The sequence below is a fragment of the Trabulsiella odontotermitis genome, from assembly GCF_001297775.1.
Classification (GTDB): domain Bacteria; phylum Pseudomonadota; class Gammaproteobacteria; order Enterobacterales; family Enterobacteriaceae; genus Trabulsiella; species Trabulsiella odontotermitis.
Genome location: NZ_LIFX01000009.1, coordinates 28,197 through 45,310, shown reverse-complemented (window position 1 = coordinate 45,310; position 17,114 = coordinate 28,197). Strand labels below are relative to the sequence as shown.

The window sequence follows — 17,114 nt, the reverse complement described above, 5'->3', positions numbered from 1 at the left end:
TGTTAGCGTCCTTTAAATTCGGGGGTACGTTTTTCGCGAAACGCGGCAATGCCTTCCTGCCGATCGTCGGTGGCGCTGAGCAGCGTAAACCACTGGCGTTCAAGCTGTAGCCCGGCGTGGAGACTGACCTCCTGCGACTGGCGCAGCGCCTGTTTTGCCGCCTGCAGCGCCAGTGGCGCGCGCGCCGCGATAGTTTTCGCCAGCTGTAACGCGTATTCCTGCGTCAGCGCGGGCGGACAAATGTCACTCACCAGCCCTGCCTCGTGGGCGCGTCTGGCGTCGATGCTTTCACCGCTCAGCACCATACGGCTGGCCAGCGCTTTACCGACAGAGCGAATCAACCGTTGGGTGCCACCGGCACCGGGCATGATGCCGAGCGTGATTTCCGGCAGACCAAAACGGGCGTTATCACCCGCCATGACGATGTCGCAGAGCATTGCCAGCTCACAGCCCGCGCCCAGCGCATAACCGTTCACCGCCGCAATCAGTGGTTTATTGAAAGCATCGATCCGCGCCCACAGCCGCGGGCGAACGTCGTTTAATGTCGCGGCGAGATCGTTATCCGCCATTTCGTTGAGATCTGCCCCGGCAGCAAAAAAGCGTTCATTGCCGCTGATTACACAGGCCGCAATCGCCGGATTTTGCGCAGCAGACTCCAGCGCACCGGCAATTTGCGCCAGTAACGCGTTATTCAGCGCATTTCGCACCTGCGGGCGATTGAGGGTCAGCAGCAGCACGCGGTCGTGCTGTTCAGCCAGCAGTTCGCTCATGCCATCCCCTTCGCATCAAAATCGACAATCACGTCCGGCGTGGTCGGCAGCGCCTGACAGCTCAGCACATACCCCGCCGCCAGCTCATCGGCTTCGAGGCTGTAGTTGGTGGTCATCGAGACGTTACCGCGCAGCACTTTGCATTTGCAGGTGGCGCAGACGCCGCCCTTGCAGGCATACGGCAAATCGGCCCCCTGACGCAGCGCCGCATCGAGTATGCTTTCGTCGTCAGCCGTTAGCGTCACCTGACGATCGCGACCATCCTGACGTACGGTGACCGTCTGCCCCTGCGCCTGTACGCTGGTGGTACGGCGCACGCCGCTACCGGGTGTATTAAAGCGCTCAAGGTGTATGCATTTTTTCGCCATGCCGAGCGCCAGCAGCGCGGTTTCCGCCTCGTCCATCATCGCTGCCGGACCGCAGATAAAGGCTTCGTCAAACTGACTAAAGTTAATCAGCGTGCGAGACAGCGCCTGCAGTTTTTCACCGTCAATGCGCCCGTGTAGCAGATCGCTGTCGAGGGTTTCCTGACTGAACAGGCAGACCAGTTGCAGACGCGTCGGGTAGCGGTCTTTGAGATCAGCCAGCGCCTGGCGAAACATCATGCTCTGGCTGCTGCGGTTGCCGTAAATCACGGTAAACAGGCTGTCCGGCTCGGTCGCCAGCGTGGTCTCCACGATCGCCAGCATCGGGGTGATACCGGAACCGGCTGCGATGGCGAGATAATTGCCGCGGCGGTCTGGCTGTGGCTGATAGCCGAACAATCCCTGCGGCACCATGACATCCAGCGCCATGCCCTGTTTGATCTCCTGACGGGCGTAGTTCGAGAAACGCCCGCCATCAATGGCTTTCACCGCCACGCTGATTTCACCGGGTCTTGCACCGCGGCAGATGGAATAACAGCGGCGCAACTCGTCATTACCCAGCCGGGTTTTCAGCGTCAGATGCTGCCCGGGACGGAAGGCGTAGGCCGCCTGTAACGCGTCGGGCACCGCGAAGGTGATGGTTACCGCATCGCGGGTTTCGGGTTCAACTTTTGCCACCGTAAGCGAATGGAACGTCGTCATGGCAACCTCAAATACATTTAAAGTAATCAAAAGGTTCGCGGCAGCTGTCGCAGCGGTACAGCGCTTTGCAGGCCGTCGAACCAAATTCGCTGATAAGCGTCGAGTGGTGGCTGCCGCAACGCGGGCAACTGACCGTTTCGGGGATCCCGGCATGGCAGGCGTGCGCCTGTGGCGGACTAATACCGTACTGACGCAGCCGTTCGCGGGCATCAACGCTCATCCAGTCCGTGGTCCACGGCGGATCGAGCTGCAGCACAATATGCACCGGCGTATAGCCGTTGTCGGTCATGACGCGGCGGATCTCGCCCAGCAGATGTTCGGTCGCCGGGCAGCCGGAATAGGTCGGCGTGAAGCCAATCACCCAGCCGTCACCCTGCGGCGCCACACTGCGCACCATGCCTAAATCGGTAATAGTGAGCACCGGCACTTCCGGGTCCGGGATCTGCCCCAGCAGCGACCAGATCTGGTGTACTTCGGCCGGGGCAAGGGTGGCAAGACGTTGCATGCTGACCTCCGGTTACCACTGTTGCGCGGGATACATTCGCTGCAGATATTGCATCTCCGCCAGCATTGGGCCGAGATGTTCGGTATGCAGCCCCTGTTTGCCGCCGGTACGGTAAGCCGCATCGGCAGGCTCGGCTAACCCGGCCTCGCGTAAACCATTGTGGATTTCCGCGTCCCATTCGGCGCGCAAGGTACGCGGATCGACAGCAATGCCCTGCTCGCTCAGCGCGATATCCAGCGCATCGGCGTCAAACAGTTCGGCGGTAAAGCGCCAGACGTTGTCCAGCGCCTGCTGCATGCGCTGCGTGGACAGTTCGGTACCCTGTCCAAGACGCACCATCCAGCCGCGGCTGAAACGCAGGTGATAACGCGCTTCTTTGATGGCTTTGGCGGCAATGGCGGCAATTTGCGAATCACGGCTGGCGGTCAGGCGGCTGAACAGCGCGACGTGCCAGGCGTCCATCAGGTACTGGCGGGCGATGGTGTCGGCGAAGTTGCCGTTCGGCTGCTCAACCAACAGCAGATTGCTGAACTGGCGTTCATCACGGAAATAGGCCAGCGTGTCTTCATCGCCTTCACCGTGACGTTCCGCGGCGTACGTCAGAAAATTGCGCGCCTGCCCCAGCAGATCAAGACCGATATTGGCGAGCGCCAGATCGATTTCCAGCTCCGGCGCATGACCACACCAGGCGGAAAGCCGCTGTGCCAGTACCAGACAGTTATCACCGAGGCGCAGCGCGTAAGTGGCGATGGGATCGTTGGTTATCATCACCACCTCACATATGCTCAATGCCGTCAGGAATGGTGTAAAACGTCGGATGACGGTACACCTTGCTCTCTGACGGGTCGAAAAACTCACCGCGCTCTTCCGGCTGTGAGGCGACGATTTCGCTTGCCTTCACCACCCAGATAGAACAGCCTTCGTTGCGCCGGGTGTAGGCGTCGCGGGCATTTTCCAGCGCCATACGATCGTCCGCGGCATGCAGGCTGCCGACGTGCCGATGGGAAAGCCCCTGTTTGCTGCGGACAAACACTTCATACAGTGGCCAGTAAACATTGCTCATCATGATCCTCCTCAGGCGACGTGGCGGGTTTGCTGTTTCTGCGCGTGGGCCAGTGCGGCTTCGCGCACCCACTCCCCGTCATCCCACGCCTTGCGTTTGGCGGCAATGCGTTCGTGGTTGCAGATGCCGCGTCCGTTAATCACCTCGTTAAATTCCTGCCAGTCGATATCACCAAAACGGTAATGGCCGCTGGCCTCGTCGAAATGCAGATCCGGATCCGGCACGGTCATACCCAGCATTTCCACCTGCGGAATGGTGTTGTCGACAAAGCGCTGGCGCAGCTCATCGTTGGAATGGCGTTTGATTTTCCACGCCAGGCTGCGGGCGCTGTTCGGCGAATTGTCGTCATTAGGGCCAAACATCATCAGTGACGGCCACCAGAAGCGGTTGATGGCGTCCTGTAGCATCTGGCGCTGGGCTTCGCTCCCTTGTGACAGTGTCACGCAAGCTTCAAACCCCTGACGCTGATGAAAACTCTCTTCTTTGCAGATTTTCACCATCGCCCGGGCATACGGGCCGTACGAAGTCCGGCACAGCGCCACCTGATTAACAATGGCCGCGCCATCCACCAGCCAGCCGATCACCCCGATATCCGCCCAGTTCAGCGTCGGGTAGTTAAAAATCGACGAGTATTTCATCTTGCCGTCGAGCATCTTCTGGTAGAGATCCTCGCGCGCGCAGCCGAGGGTTTCCGCCGCGCTGTAGAGATAGAGGCCATGACCCGCTTCGTCCTGCACCTTTGCCAGCAGAATGGCCTTCCGGCGCAGCGACGGCGCACGGGTGATCCAGTTCCCTTCCGGCAGCATGCCGACGATTTCGGAATGCGCATGCTGACCAATCTGGCGGATCAGCGTTTTACGGTAGGCATCCGGCATCCAGTCCTGCGGCTCGATGGCGGTTTCCTGCGCGATGCGCTCGTTAAAGCGTTGCTCTTCTGTCACGTCATCACCTTTATGATTCCTGTTAAACCTGTTTTTCGTGATTTTGCGAATCACTTTGTTTTATAAAAGTTACATAACGGTTAACTAAAACCACAAATTATGTTTATGTTTTCTGTGATGCCACTCGCAACTCATTTACTAATATTACGTATTTTCAATGAATTGATTTTTTAGCGTGTAAAGACAGCGATCGCATTGTTAATAAATTATTAAATTCATCCTTGATTTTTATGATTCATAATCAAACTATGTAATACAAAGCAACGTAACACTTTGGAGAACGGTGATGCAGCAGTTAACCAGTTACTTATCCGGCGCGTGGCAGTCAGGCCGCGGTCGTGCGCGCGCAATCCATCACGCCATTACCGGCGACGTGCTGTGGGAAGTGAGCAGTGAAGGTCTCGATATGGCGAAGGCGCGACGTTTTGCAATTGAGCACGGCGGCAAAGCGTTACAGGCGATGACCTTCATTGAGCGCGCGACGATGCTCAAAGCCGTCGCCCGCCACCTGCTGGAGCAGAAAGAGACCTTTTACGCGCTGTCGGCACAAACCGGCGCCACGCGGGCCGACAGCTGGGTGGACATTGAAGGCGGCATCGGCACGCTGTTTACCTATGCCGGGCTCGGCAGCCGCGAACTGCCGGACGACACCCTGTGGCCGGAAGATGAGCTGATCCCGCTGTCGAAAGCCGGTGGTTTTGCCGCCCGCCACGTGCTGACCTCAAAATCCGGCGTCGCCGTACATATCAACGCCTTTAACTTCCCCTGCTGGGGAATGCTTGAAAAACTCGCACCGACGTGGCTGGCGGGTATGCCCGCCATCATCAAACCGGCCACCGCCACGGCACAGGTCACTCAGGCGATGGTGAAAGCCATTGTCGACAGCGGTCTGGTGCCGGACGGCGCCATCAGCCTGATTTGCGGCAGCGCGGGAGATTTGCTGGATCATCTGGATACACAGGATGTGGTGACTTTCACCGGATCGGCAACAACCGGCCAGATGCTGCGCGTTCACCCCAATATCGTGGCAAATTCGATACCGTTCACCATGGAAGCGGATTCTCTGAACTGCTGTGTGCTCGGCGATGATGTCACGCCGGAACAGCCGGAATTCGCCCTGTTCATCCGCGAAGTGGTGCGGGAAATGACGGCGAAAGCCGGGCAGAAATGTACCGCGATCCGCCGCATTATTGTGCCGCAGGTGCAAGTGCAGGCGGTCAGCGATGCGCTGATTGCGCGGCTTGAGAACGTGACGGTGGGCGATCCGGCGCAGGAAGGGGTGAAAATGGGCGCGCTGGTCAATGCCGAACAGCGACAGGACGTGCAGGAACGGGTGAATGCGCTGATCGCCGCGGGCTGTGACGTTCGTCTCGGGGGTAAGGCTGACCTCAATGCCGCCGGGGCATTTTTCCCGCCGACACTGTTGTGGTGCCCGCAGCCGGACGAGACTCCCGCCGTGCATGAGACGGAAGCCTTCGGCCCTGTTGCCACGCTGATGCCCTACCGCGACCGTGAACATTCGCTGGCGCTGGCGCGCGCCGGGCAAGGCAGCCTCGCCGGGTCGCTGGTCACCGCCGATGGCGAACTGGCACGCGCCTTTATCCTCGGCGCCGCACGGGCGCATGGTCGTATTCAGATACTGAATGAAGAATCCTCGAAGGAATCCACCGGACACGGTTCGCCGCTGCCACAACTGGTGCATGGCGGCCCGGGACGCGCGGGCGGCGGCGAAGAGCTTGGTGGTCTGCGGGCGGTGAAACACTACATGCAACGTACGGCAATTCAGGGAAGCCCTACGATGCTCGCCGCCATCAGCAGGCAATGGGTGCGCGGTGCGCAGGTGACAGAAGACCGTATCCATCCGTTCCGTAAATATTTCGAAGAATTGCAGCCAGGCGACAGCCTGCTGACGCCGCGCCGGACCATGACTGAAGCGGATATCGTTAATTTTGCCTGCCTGAGCGGCGATCACTTCTACGCCCACATGGATAAAATCGCGGCGGCAGAATCTCTGTTTGGTGAGCGCGTGGTGCACGGCTATTTCGTGATTTCCGCCGCTGCCGGGCTGTTCGTGGACGATGGCGTCGGGCCGGTGATCGCCAACTACGGCATGGAAAACCTGCGCTTTATCGAGCCGGTAAAACCTGGCGACACCATTCAGGTACGCCTGACCTGTAAGCGCAAGACGGTGAAACGGCAGAAAACCGCTGAAGAGAAACCGACCGGCGTGGTGGAATGGGCCGTAGAGATTTTCAATCAGCATCAGCAGACGGTAGCGCTCTACTCCATTCTGACGCTGGTCGCGCGCCAGAAAGGCGACCTCTGATCCGCAGTAACATTGCCGGGCAGCACTCCGCCTGCCCGGCACGCAAAAACTTCCCAACCTGGCACATCTGACAAACAACCTGGCAGCAGCAGGCAAACACCTTTGCGCGCCTGCCTGTCAGGATAACGCTGTCACAACACTCACAACACAACAAAACAATAAGACGAGGTCAAACATGGGAAGCCGCTCTTTTTTCTCTCCCCGCAAAACGACGCTGGCGCTGGCTGTCGCGCTGTGTTGCACCTGGCAGTCTCCCGCCTTCGCCCACGGCGGCGAAGCACACATGGTGCCGATGGACAAAACGCTACAGGATTTCGGCGTTGACGTGCAGTGGGATGATTACGCGCAGGTTTTTACCCTGATCAAGGATGGCGCGTACGTCAAAGTAAAACCGGGCGCGAAAACCGCCATCGTCAACGGCAAGCCGCTAACGCTGCAGGTGCCGGTGGTGATGAAAGAGAATAAAGCCTGGGTTTCCGACACCTTCATCAACGACGTGTTTCAGTCCGGGCTGGACCAGACCTTTCAGGTCGAGAAGAAACCGCACCCGCTCAACTCGCTGACCGCCGATGAGATCCGCGCGGCGGTAGAGATTGTCAAAGCCGCGCCGGATTTTAAACCGAACACCCGCTTTACCGAGATTTCTCTGCGCGAACCCGACAAAGCCGCAGTCTGGGATTTTGCTCTCACCGGTAAAGCGGTCGATGCACCGCGCGAAGCCAGTGTCATCATGCTCGACGGTAAACATGTCATCGAAGGTGTGGTTGATCTGCAGAATAAAAAAGTGACTGCCTGGCAATCCGTTAAAGACGCCCACGGCATGGTGCTGCTGGATGATTTCGCCACTGTGCAGAATGTTATCGACAACAGCAGCGAGTTTGCGCAGGTGCTGAAAAAACATGGCATCGACGATCCGAAAAAGGTCATCACCACCCCGCTGACTGTCGGCTATTTTGACGGTAAAGATGGCCTGAAACAGGATGCCCGGCTGCTGAAAGTCATTAGTTATCTTGACACTGGAGACGGCAACTACTGGGCGCACCCGATTGAAAATCTGGTGGCGGTGGTTGATCTCGAGCAGAAGAAGATCATTAAGATTGAGGAAGGCCCGGTGATCCCGGTGCCGCTGACGCCGCGCCCGTATGACGGCCGTGACCGCGTGAAACCAGCGCTGAAACCGCTGGAGATCATCGAACCTGAAGGCAAGAACTACACCATTACCGGCGATATGATCCACTGGCAGAACTGGGATTTCCACCTGCGCCTGAACTCGCGAGTCGGGCCGATTCTGTCCACCGTGACGTATAACGACAATGGCAGGAAACGCAAAATCATGTACGAAGGTTCGCTCGGCGGGATGATCGTCCCCTACGGCGACCCGGATATCGGCTGGTATTTCAAAGCCTATCTTGATTCCGGTGATTACGGTATGGGCACCCTGACCTCGCCGATCGTGCGCGGGAAAGATGCGCCATCCAACGCCGTGCTGCTTGATGAAACCATTGCCGACTATACCGGTGCGCCGATGGACATTCCCCGCGCTATCGCCGTGTTCGAACGCTATGCCGGACCGGAGTATAAGCATCAGGAACTGGGGAAACCGAACGTCAGCACTGAACGCCGCGAACTGGTGATCCGCTGGATCAGCACCGTCGGCAACTATGATTACATCTTTGACTGGATTTTCCACGAAAACGGTACCATCGGCATCGATGCAGGCGCGACCGGCATTGAAGCGGTGAAAGGCGTGAAAGCGAAAACCATGCACGATCCCTCGGCCAAGGACGATACCCGCTATGGCACGCTGATCGACCATAACATCGTCGGCACCACGCACCAGCATATCTACAATTTCCGTCTCGATCTCGACGTTGACGGCGAAAACAACCGACTGGTGGCGATGGATCCTGAGGTGAAACCAAACACCGCTGGCGGCCCGCGCACCAGCACCATGCAGGTGAATCAGTACACTATCGACAGCGAACAACAGGCAGCGCAGAAATTTGACCCTGGCACCATCCGCTTGCTCAGCAATGCGCAGAAAGAAAACCGCATGGGTAACCCGGTGTCATATCAGATTATCCCTTACGCAGGTGGTACACACCCGGTAGCGACCGGCGCGAAATTTGCCCCGGACGAGTGGATTTACCATCGTCTGAGCTTTATGGATAAGCAGCTGTGGGTGACGCGCTACCATCCAAATGAGCGTTTCCCGGAAGGCAAATACCCGAACCGCTCGACGCACGATACCGGGCTGGGGCTGTACAGCAAAGACAATGAATCGCTGGATAATCATGATGATGTGGTGTGGGTAACCACCGGCACGACTCACGTCGCCCGCGCCGAAGAGTGGCCAATCATGCCGACAGAGTGGGTGCATGCGCTGTTGAAACCGTGGAACTTCTTCGATGAAACCCCGACGCTGGGGGAAAAGCAGAAATAAATAAAGGGGCGAAAGCCCCTTTGTTATTCAGACGGTTAATACCGCACACACACCGACTTCGTTTCGCACCAGCCGTCCAGCCAGTCGGGGCCGAAATCGCGGCCGGTGCCAGACTGTTTCATGCCACCGAACGGCAGGTTGGCGTCGATTAGCGTGTGGCTGTTGATCCACACGGTTCCCGCCTGCAGACGATCGCTGTAAGACAGCGCCTGCGACAGGTCGCGCGTCCAGACGCTGGCGGTCAGTCCGTATTCGGTATCATTCGCCAGCCGCAGCGCCTCTTCGCCGTCGGCGACGCGTACCAGATTCACCACCGGGCCGAACACCTCTTCGCGGGTCAGGCGCAGGCTGGCGTCAGGGTTAACCACCAGCGTTGGCGCCACGTAATAACCGTTGCCCCCCGGTCCGGCGTTGCCGCTCAACAGCTCGGCGTTATTTTGTTGCGCTTCCTGCAGAAATGCCTGCACTTTGTCGCAGTGCGCCCGGGATACCAGCGGATTAATATGCGCCGCTTCGGACATACCCGGCCCGACATTCAGGGATTTCACCGCCTGTTCAAAGCCGCTCACCAGGTTGTCAAAGAGTGGCGCTTCGATGTAGATCCGCGAGCTGGCGGCACACACCTGCCCCTGATTGAGAAAACTGCCGGTCATCAGCCCTTCGATGACCCACTGCGGATCGGCATCTTTCAGTACGATTGCCGGGTTTTTACCGCCGAGCTCCAGCGTGACGCGGGTTAAACGGTCGGCGGCGCTGCGGGCGATCTGCTTACCGGTCGCCGTTGAACCGGTGAAGCTCACTTTTGCCACTTGCGGATGCGAGGTCAGCGCTGCGCCGCACTCACTGCCACTGCCGGTCACCACATTGAACACGCCATCGGGAATCCCCGCTTCAGTCGCCAGTTCAGCCACGCGCAGCAGCGTCAGCGGTGTGGTTTCCGACGGTTTAATGACGATTGAACAGCCCGCCGCCAGGGCTGGCATCACCTTCCACATGCCAATCATCAGCGGGAAGTTCCACGGTACGATCCCGGCGACCACGCCGACGGGCTCTTTTTTCGTCCATGCCTGATAGCGCGCCCCTTCCGGCATCGGAATGGAGACATCCAGCGTGCTGCCAGTGATTTTGGTGGTCAACCCGGCGGTGTAGCGCATCCAGTTCAGGGTGCAGCCGACTTCAAAAGCGCGGGCGATATGAATCGATTTCCCCTGTTCGAGAGTTTCGAGCTGCGCCAGCTCTTCCGTATGCTGCTCAACCAGATCAGCGAAACGCAGCAGAATGCGCTCACGCTCCGCCGGTAAACGCCCGGCCCAGGTTCGGGCGACGAACGCTTTCCATGCCGACATCACCGCCTTATCAACGTCAGCGGCGCTGGCATCGGCAGTGGTGGCGATGGGCTCGCCGGTGGCCGGGTTGTAGATCGTTAAGCGCTTTTCACTTTGTGCCGCCTGCTGCCCTCCATCAATATAGAGACCATGCTGACGATCCAGAAACATCTGCACGCTGGCAAGCGTTGCGACCTGAGAACCGGACATACCCACTCCTTCTTTTCATCAATAGTGCATTCAGTCTAGGGGCGGATAGCGGATCGCGCTTTTTTCTCTCTGACATTCGTTTTTGCCGCTGTGACAGGCGCTGCAAACGGCATTTTTCATGCAGTAAAAGTGTGCCGGGGGTAATAGTTCTTTCATATAGTTGGCGAAATGGGGTTGTTTTAATCAACATAACAGTAACAATAATAAAACAATTTTCCTGGCGGGATGGTCTATGACGCAGGCAGACGACAAAGAGAGTTACCGGGCATGGCTGGCGAAGGTCAACCAGCTATGTGGAAACTTTGCCGCACGTCCGCTGGACGGAAAATTTTACGGTGAGATCGAATCCGGCTATGCGCGGGGGTTAAAACTGAGCACCGTGACCACGCGCGGGGTGAATCTGTATCGCTCGCAGGAGGAGATCAAACGCGGCAACGATGCCTGGTTTTATACCGTGTTTCAGCTCGAAGGACAGGCAATCATGGAGCAGGATGACCGGCAAGTGATCCTCGAAGCAGGCGACATCACGCTTATCGACGCCGCGCGCCCCTGCTCATTTTACTGGCAGCAAACGTCGCGCCAGGTGTCGCTGTTATTGCCACGCCAGAAACTGGAGCATCTGCGAGCGATCAGCAGCGCAGAGCGGCTGGCGAAAACCCTGCCAATGGTGCAGTTGAGTCACCGTCTGTTGCAGGAAAGCATGACCAGTCCGGGGATGAATGAGAACGAAAGCGAGGCGGCGCTGGAAGCCATTATCTGCCTGTTGCGCCCGGTACTGTATCAGCAGGACGCCAGACCCACGCGCCGCGAGCGGCAGTACCAGAAGATCATGGCGCTGATTGATGAATACATTCAGTCAGAACAGTTGCGCCCTGAATGGCTGGCCAGTGAAACCGGCATGTCAGTGCGCAGTCTGTACCGGATGTTCGCCGATAAAGGGCTGGTGGTGGCGCAGTACATCAAAAATCGTCGTCTTGATCTCTGCGCGCAGGCGCTGCGCAATGCGCACGACGATGAGAAACTGGCGGGGATTGGTTACAACTGGGGCTTTACTGACCACAGCCATTTTTCAACGGCGTTTAAGCAGCGTTTCGGGGTGTCGCCGGGGGAATACCGTAAGCGCCACCGTTAACTATTTCTTCAGCCACTTACCATTAAGACCTTTTACGTATTCGCCAGGCTGTGCGCGGGCCACCAGTTTTTTCCCGGCCATTTTCGCCACTTCATCGACCGGCAGATTATTGCTGTCCGCCAGTTGTTGGTAGCTTTCGCTACGGGCATCGTTGATGCTTTTCACCAGCGCCAGGGTTTCTTTATCCTGCGCGACGGGCGCCAGATAACCGTTCAGGGTTTCACCCACGCGCCCCTGCTGCCGCGCCTCGGTGAGGGTCAGCGCCAGCGCTGAGGTGCTCATCAGGCTCAGGCCGAGCAGCGTTGCCAGCAGATATTTATTCATCGGCACCTCAGAAAAGATCGCTGCGCGATTTCAGCAGGTTTTCAACGTCTTTATCCACCTTAATATGGATCTCATGTTCAATTTTGACATTCATATTGATGGTAATCGGCTCCTTTGGCGCGGCGACTTCAATGCGCGGCGTGCAGCCTGTCAGCATCATGGCCGCCGGTGCGCACAGCAGGACTGTTAATATTCTCATTATTGTTGCTCCTTACATTCCTTGCCGCCTGAGCAGCGTGGCGCGGGTAGCGCCGCATTTTGTTCAAGCCACGCCTGTAAATTGTCGCCAAAACGCAGGCTGCGCCACAGGTCGAAGACATTCTCTTCATGGGCATAGTTCAGATGTACCGTATTGCTTTTGCCTTCAACATGGCTGATGCCGGTGATCGTCGCCGTGAGCGTTAGCAGCCCCAGATTATCCAGATTGATACGGGTCCACGAGTGGGAAATTTCCATATAGCGCAGCCAGTTGATGGCCGCCCCGGCAGCGATGTTGTCTTTCACCACGGCATCGGCGGTGTCTTTGTCGATGCGTAGCGTCATCGACGACGGATTCGTCAGCCAGCCATCTTTAATAATCCATTTTTCATTATTCAGCCACAATGGCAACGCGCCGTTGACCGGGCCGGACATGGCAAACTGCTTCGGATTCACCGCGCTAATCAGTTCACTGGTCGAGATGTTCTGCAGGCGCAGTAGCGCCGCGTCATGCTGCGGCATCCGCAACTGCTGCATGGTGAGCTGCCCGCCGAGAATGTCGACGCTGACATCGCTCAGCAATAACGGATTTTCCTCACTCCACGGATAGCTGCCCTGCAGATCCGCCGTCAGATTTTTTGCGGTAACCTGGTTGATGATTTCGGCGATGCGCAGCGACACCGGCCGACGCGTGCCGAGCTGCCAGGTGCCCTCACTGAAACGGAATGGCAGGACGAAATCGACACCGTTAATTTCGTTATCCGGCATCCAGGCGCTGCCGCCCTTCAGCACGCCATGACCGCCCGCTTCAAACCCCTGACCAGCTGCGGCGGAGAACGCCACCTGCGCATATAACTCCCCTTCACGCAGGGTCATTTTCATGTCCGGCGGCACCAGCGGCTGAAAAACCGTCAGCGACTGTTTCGGCCACCAGGCCTCGCCACGCAGACGTTCGCCGTCCCAGCGTCCGTGCAGACGAATCGGGCCGATCCTGTCCGCATGAAGATCGCCTTTAAACAGGAAATACGTCGGGTCGCGCCCGGTAACGCTGAATTTCAACGTCGACGGCGGTAACACGCTGCCGCCAGTGAAGGTGGTCTGCCCGGCATCAAACGACAGTGCGCCGGTGAATTTGGGATGCTGCTCGTCGCGCTGCCACTCAATCGGCTCGTCGAGCGTCAGCCGCGGCTCGCTGACCCGCATAGTGCCATATTCCAGCTTGTCGAAACCGGTGGAAAGCGTGTTCAGCACGATGGCACTGTCACGCCACATGCCGGTTCCGGCGACGTCCCAGCGTGCCTGCATCGGCGTGAAATTGCCGTCGCCCCAGTAACGCCACTGCCAGGTGCCATTGTCCGGCAGGAAGTTATCCGCTTTACCATCCAGATGGAGGGTGAAGTCGCCCATTTCCTGTTCATGCGCGCGCAGAATGGCCTGCAGCCGCCCGTCCACGCCCTGTTGCGTGACCCTGACGCCCGCCAGCGGCCAGCGAATTTCATCGATATTCAGCGAATCAATCACCCGCCCGCGGGAGCGCAATAAGGCGCCCGGCTCGAACGCCAGTTGCGGAGAACTCAACGGACCGCTGAGCTCTGCGGGCAGCTTTGCGTAAAAAATGAGATCGCCCTGTTTGGCTTCGCCAGTGAGCTGCATCGGCATGGCGCTGTTGTCCGCGCTCAGTTTCCCCGGGCCGAAAGTCAGGACGGCGTTGCCCTTACCCGCATCGCCTTGCGTCAGCACATTAAGACGACCACTGATTTGCATCGCGTCGAGGCCCTGCTGCCACTGCTCCGCTCTCAGCGCCACGCGACCACTTAACGGTAGCCCCTGATACGGCCAGCGCCAGCGGCCATCACTGATGGTTGCCAGATGTTCGGTAATTTCCCAGGGGAGATCGAGAAGCGGATCGGGGTCGCCGCTGGCAGTCACGATAAGCTGCCCGCGGTTTTTCTCCCAGAGCAGTTCCGCATCCACCAGCCCCGGCCCCTGCGGCACCTCAAACGAGGAATAAAGATGACCGGAGACCGGCAAACCGTCCGGGACCAGCGGCAGGGTGAAATCCCCCACCAGTTTCACCGGCGGCTGCCCTTCCACCGTTTTCGCTTCGAATTCGCTGACGGTCAGCGTCTGCCCTTTCAGGCGCGCACGCAGTGATATGGCCTCGCCCTGATACGTGATGTCCTGAATCGCAGGCGTTAAAGCGACGCTCAGTTTCCCCTGCCACTGCTGCCAGGGCGAGAGCGTCAGGCGATCGATGGTCAGCCAGCTGTTGGGCAGCATCGACTGCCATTCCGCCAGTGTTCGTGGCGCGCCGGGTGTCGCCTCGCTTTCCGGCAGTTTACTCAGGCAGACGGAATCGACATCTAATGAGGCAATATGCAGTTGCCAGCGGCTGGGATGGGTGATTTCCGCGCCAGACAGGCGCGCCAGTTCGCAGTCGCCGACCAGATAACGCAGGGAGGGAATTTTAACCGCTGAACGGGTCAGACGCGGGCTGTCATCAAGCGCGATGCGGGTGCCAGCGGGCAGCCAGATCCCCGCGAGCGTAGGCACCCAGCGCGTCAATGTTAACAGCAGCGCCAGGGGGAGAATAAAAAAAATCACAAGCAGCGCAATGGCGGCTTTATAGCGACCCTTCATGGGCAACGAATATCCTGCTGTATTGTTATTCTGACCAGACAGAGTCGGTATTGTGGCATGTTCGCCAGGCCAGTTGAAGTCACGGCCACTTTAAGGATAGATGCCGCCAGGGTATTCGCAACGCAGCGCCAGAAGCGCGATATCGCGAATACCCGTTGTGCTAATCAGGACTGCAGCGTCGCCAGACGGGCGGCGAAACCGACGAACACCAGACCGATAAGGCTGTTGCCGATCTTTGCCAGTTTCTTTTTGGTTTTGACGTAGCGCGTCACGAAGGAGCCGGAGACGATCAGGAAGCTCAGATAGGTGAAGCTCACCAGTTCCAGCGTCAGGGCGAGAATGAAGAACGCGATGCCAGGACTGGCGGCGTTGACATCAATAAACTGCACAAAGAACGAGACGTAAAACAGAATCGCTTTCGGGTTGGTCAGGCTGAGCACCAGTGCGCGTTTCAGAATCGCGCTGCCCGGCTCCGCGCCATCGGCTACGTGCTTGTCACGCTGAGTCAGCGTAGCGTAAAGCATTTTGCCGCCGAGCCACAGCAGATACATCGCCCCAAGATAACGGACGATGTTAAACAGCACGGGCGTGGTTTTGATCAGCGTCGCGACACCCGCGTAAGCGAGGAACATCAGCACGGCATCACCAATAAAGACACCCAGCGCCGCCAGATAACCTTTTCGGATCCCGTGAGCCACACCGGTTTTGAGCACAAAGAAAGTATTCGGTCCGGGAACCAGAATGATGAAAATCGCGCCAATCAGGTAGGTCCAGTAGTTTAAAACGCCAAACTCCGCAAACACGTATTGCTCCCGTTCGTCCATTGATAGCTTCCTGAGACAGAAAGCGTTACCTTGATCACAGAATGCTAACGCAGAGCGCGTCGCCTTGAAAGCCCCAAACATGCTTTCGGACACGGCATCGCCCATTCAGGTTTATGCTTACAGATATTGATAACGTTTTAATTACACGGGTTAACAACATATAACCCTTTGATTACACAGCACTTCAAAAATTGTAAGAAATTTCTTAGTATGCTACCGTGACGCTATAAATCACTGGAGGAAAGCCTTATGAAAATCGCCGTTTACAGCACAAAGCAATACGATAAAAAGTATTTGCAAGAGGTTAATAATGCATATGGCTTTGAACTCGAATTTTTCGACTTCCTGTTAACCGAAAAAACCGCGAAAACAGCGAACGGCTGCGAAGCCGTGTGTATCTTCGTCAATGATGACGGTAGCCGTCCGGTTCTGGAAGAGTTGAAAAAACATGGCGTGAAATATATCGCACTGCGCTGCGCCGGGTTTAACAACGTCGATCTTGATGCGGCGAAAGAACTGGGTCTGCGTGTGGTGCGCGTGCCAGCCTACTCGCCTGAAGCGGTGGCCGAACACGCGATTGGCATGATGATGACGCTGAACCGTCGTATTCACCGCGCTTATCAACGTACCCGTGACGCCAACTTCTCTCTTGAGGGACTGACCGGCTTCACCATGTACGGCAAAACCGCCGGTGTCATCGGCACCGGCAAAATCGGCGTCGCCGCTCTGCGGATCCTGAAAGGGTTTGGCATGCGTCTGCTGGCGTTTGATCCCTACCCGAGCGCCGCCGCACTCGATATTGGCGTAGAGTACGTTGACCTGCCGACGCTGTTTTCCGAATCGGATATCATTTCGCTCCACTGCCCGCTGACGCCGGAAAACTATCACCTGCTGAACCAGACCGCGTTCGAACAGATGAAAGACGGCGTGATGGTGATCAACACCAGTCGTGGCGGGCTGATTGATTCACAGGCGGCGATCGAAGCACTGAAAACCCAGAAAATTGGCGCGCTGGGGATGGACGTCTATGAGAACGAACGCGACCTGTTCTTCGAAGACAAATCCAACGACGTGATCCAGGATGACGTTTTCCGTCGTTTGTCAGCCTGTCATAACGTGCTGTTTACCGGTCATCAGGCCTTCCTGACTGCCGAAGCGCTGACCAGTATTTCAGAAACCACACTGGAAAACCTGCGCCAGATTGAAAGCGGCGACACCTGCCCGAATGCGCTGGTGTAATCCATCGCCTCGCCCTTCTGCTCCCCCGCGCCGGGGGAGCACTTTCAGATAATCCCCAAAGACGTCGCCAGCGGTAGAGTTACACTCCCTCTAAAGTATTCATGTAG

General features: G+C 57.6%; 15 protein-coding genes. 4 read left to right on the top strand and 11 right to left on the bottom strand.

Features of this window, described 5'->3' with window-relative positions:
• Positions 1–2: 2 nt before the first annotated feature.
• From paaF to paaA, 6 genes are read right to left on the bottom strand one after another with little or no spacing between them, the layout of a single operon-like run.
• Positions 3–770, bottom strand: coding sequence for a 2,3-dehydroadipyl-CoA hydratase PaaF (gene paaF, locus AOY23_RS13055; RefSeq protein WP_054180043.1), 768 nt, complete (start codon positions 768–770; stop codon positions 3–5).
• Entirely contained in the window at positions 767–1,837 is a 1,071-nt protein-coding gene (paaE, locus tag AOY23_RS13050) for a 1,2-phenylacetyl-CoA epoxidase subunit PaaE (protein ID WP_054180042.1), read from the bottom strand. Before paaE ends, paaF begins: the two co-directional genes overlap by 4 nt.
• Positions 1,838–1,844: 7 nt before the next feature.
• Positions 1,845–2,342 carry a 1,2-phenylacetyl-CoA epoxidase subunit PaaD gene (gene paaD / locus AOY23_RS13045; RefSeq protein ID WP_054180041.1) on the bottom strand — a complete coding sequence of 166 codons (498 nt, stop codon included), beginning with the start codon at positions 2,340–2,342 and terminating at the stop codon, positions 1,845–1,847.
• A gap of 12 nt (positions 2,343–2,354) precedes the next feature.
• Positions 2,355–3,110 (bottom strand): 1,2-phenylacetyl-CoA epoxidase subunit PaaC, encoded by a 756-nt coding sequence (gene paaC, locus AOY23_RS13040; protein WP_054180189.1) that lies wholly within the window; start codon positions 3,108–3,110, stop codon positions 2,355–2,357.
• A 7-nt stretch (positions 3,111–3,117) separates the two neighbouring features.
• Positions 3,118–3,405 carry a 1,2-phenylacetyl-CoA epoxidase subunit PaaB gene (paaB, locus tag AOY23_RS13035; RefSeq protein WP_038154213.1) on the bottom strand — a complete coding sequence of 96 codons (288 nt, stop codon included), beginning with the start codon at positions 3,403–3,405 and terminating at the stop codon, positions 3,118–3,120.
• Positions 3,406–3,416: 11 nt separating this feature from the next.
• Positions 3,417–4,346 carry a 1,2-phenylacetyl-CoA epoxidase subunit PaaA gene (gene paaA, locus AOY23_RS13030; RefSeq protein ID WP_054180040.1) on the bottom strand — a complete coding sequence of 310 codons (930 nt, stop codon included), beginning with the start codon at positions 4,344–4,346 and terminating at the stop codon, positions 3,417–3,419.
• Positions 4,347–4,632: 286 nt separating this feature from the next.
• Between paaA and paaZ the strand changes: the two genes are divergently transcribed.
• Positions 4,633–6,672, top strand: coding sequence for a phenylacetic acid degradation bifunctional protein PaaZ (gene paaZ / locus AOY23_RS13025; RefSeq protein ID WP_054180039.1), 2,040 nt, complete (start codon positions 4,633–4,635; stop codon positions 6,670–6,672).
• A 175-nt stretch (positions 6,673–6,847) separates the two neighbouring features.
• Positions 6,848–9,115 (top strand): primary-amine oxidase, encoded by a 2,268-nt coding sequence (gene tynA, locus AOY23_RS13020; RefSeq protein WP_054180038.1) that lies wholly within the window; start codon positions 6,848–6,850, stop codon positions 9,113–9,115.
• Positions 9,116–9,150: 35 nt separating this feature from the next.
• On the opposite strand, the gene AOY23_RS13015 is transcribed toward tynA, so the two are convergent.
• Positions 9,151–10,650, bottom strand: coding sequence for an aldehyde dehydrogenase family protein (locus AOY23_RS13015; protein ID WP_054180037.1), 1,500 nt, complete (start codon positions 10,648–10,650; stop codon positions 9,151–9,153).
• A gap of 232 nt (positions 10,651–10,882) precedes the next feature.
• Here AOY23_RS13015 and feaR point away from each other — a divergent pair, with 232 nt between their 5' ends.
• Positions 10,883–11,782: a transcriptional regulator FeaR gene (gene feaR / locus AOY23_RS13010; RefSeq protein WP_054180036.1), complete on the top strand. Its 900-nt coding sequence runs from the start codon at positions 10,883–10,885 to the stop codon at positions 11,780–11,782.
• Here the strand turns inward: feaR and AOY23_RS13005 are convergent, their stop codons facing one another.
• The 4 genes from AOY23_RS13005 to leuE form a co-directional block, all read right to left on the bottom strand.
• Positions 11,783–12,106: a YdbL family probable chaperone protein gene (locus AOY23_RS13005; RefSeq protein WP_054180035.1), complete on the bottom strand. Its 324-nt coding sequence runs from the start codon at positions 12,104–12,106 to the stop codon at positions 11,783–11,785.
• Positions 12,107–12,113: 7 nt separating this feature from the next.
• A complete protein-coding gene (locus AOY23_RS13000) occupies positions 12,114–12,305 on the bottom strand; it encodes a YnbE family lipoprotein (RefSeq protein ID WP_054180034.1) in 192 nt (63 codons plus the stop codon).
• Positions 12,305–14,944 carry a YdbH family protein gene (locus AOY23_RS12995; RefSeq protein ID WP_054180033.1) on the bottom strand — a complete coding sequence of 880 codons (2,640 nt, stop codon included), beginning with the start codon at positions 14,942–14,944 and terminating at the stop codon, positions 12,305–12,307. Before AOY23_RS12995 ends, AOY23_RS13000 begins: the two co-directional genes overlap by 1 nt.
• A gap of 164 nt (positions 14,945–15,108) precedes the next feature.
• Positions 15,109–15,747: a leucine efflux protein LeuE gene (gene leuE, locus AOY23_RS12990; protein ID WP_054180188.1), complete on the bottom strand. Its 639-nt coding sequence runs from the start codon at positions 15,745–15,747 to the stop codon at positions 15,109–15,111.
• A 270-nt stretch (positions 15,748–16,017) separates the two neighbouring features.
• On the opposite strand from leuE, the gene AOY23_RS12985 reads away from it, so the two are divergent.
• Positions 16,018–17,007, top strand: coding sequence for a 2-hydroxyacid dehydrogenase (locus AOY23_RS12985; RefSeq protein ID WP_054180032.1), 990 nt, complete (start codon positions 16,018–16,020; stop codon positions 17,005–17,007).
• Positions 17,008–17,114 lie beyond the last annotated feature (107 nt).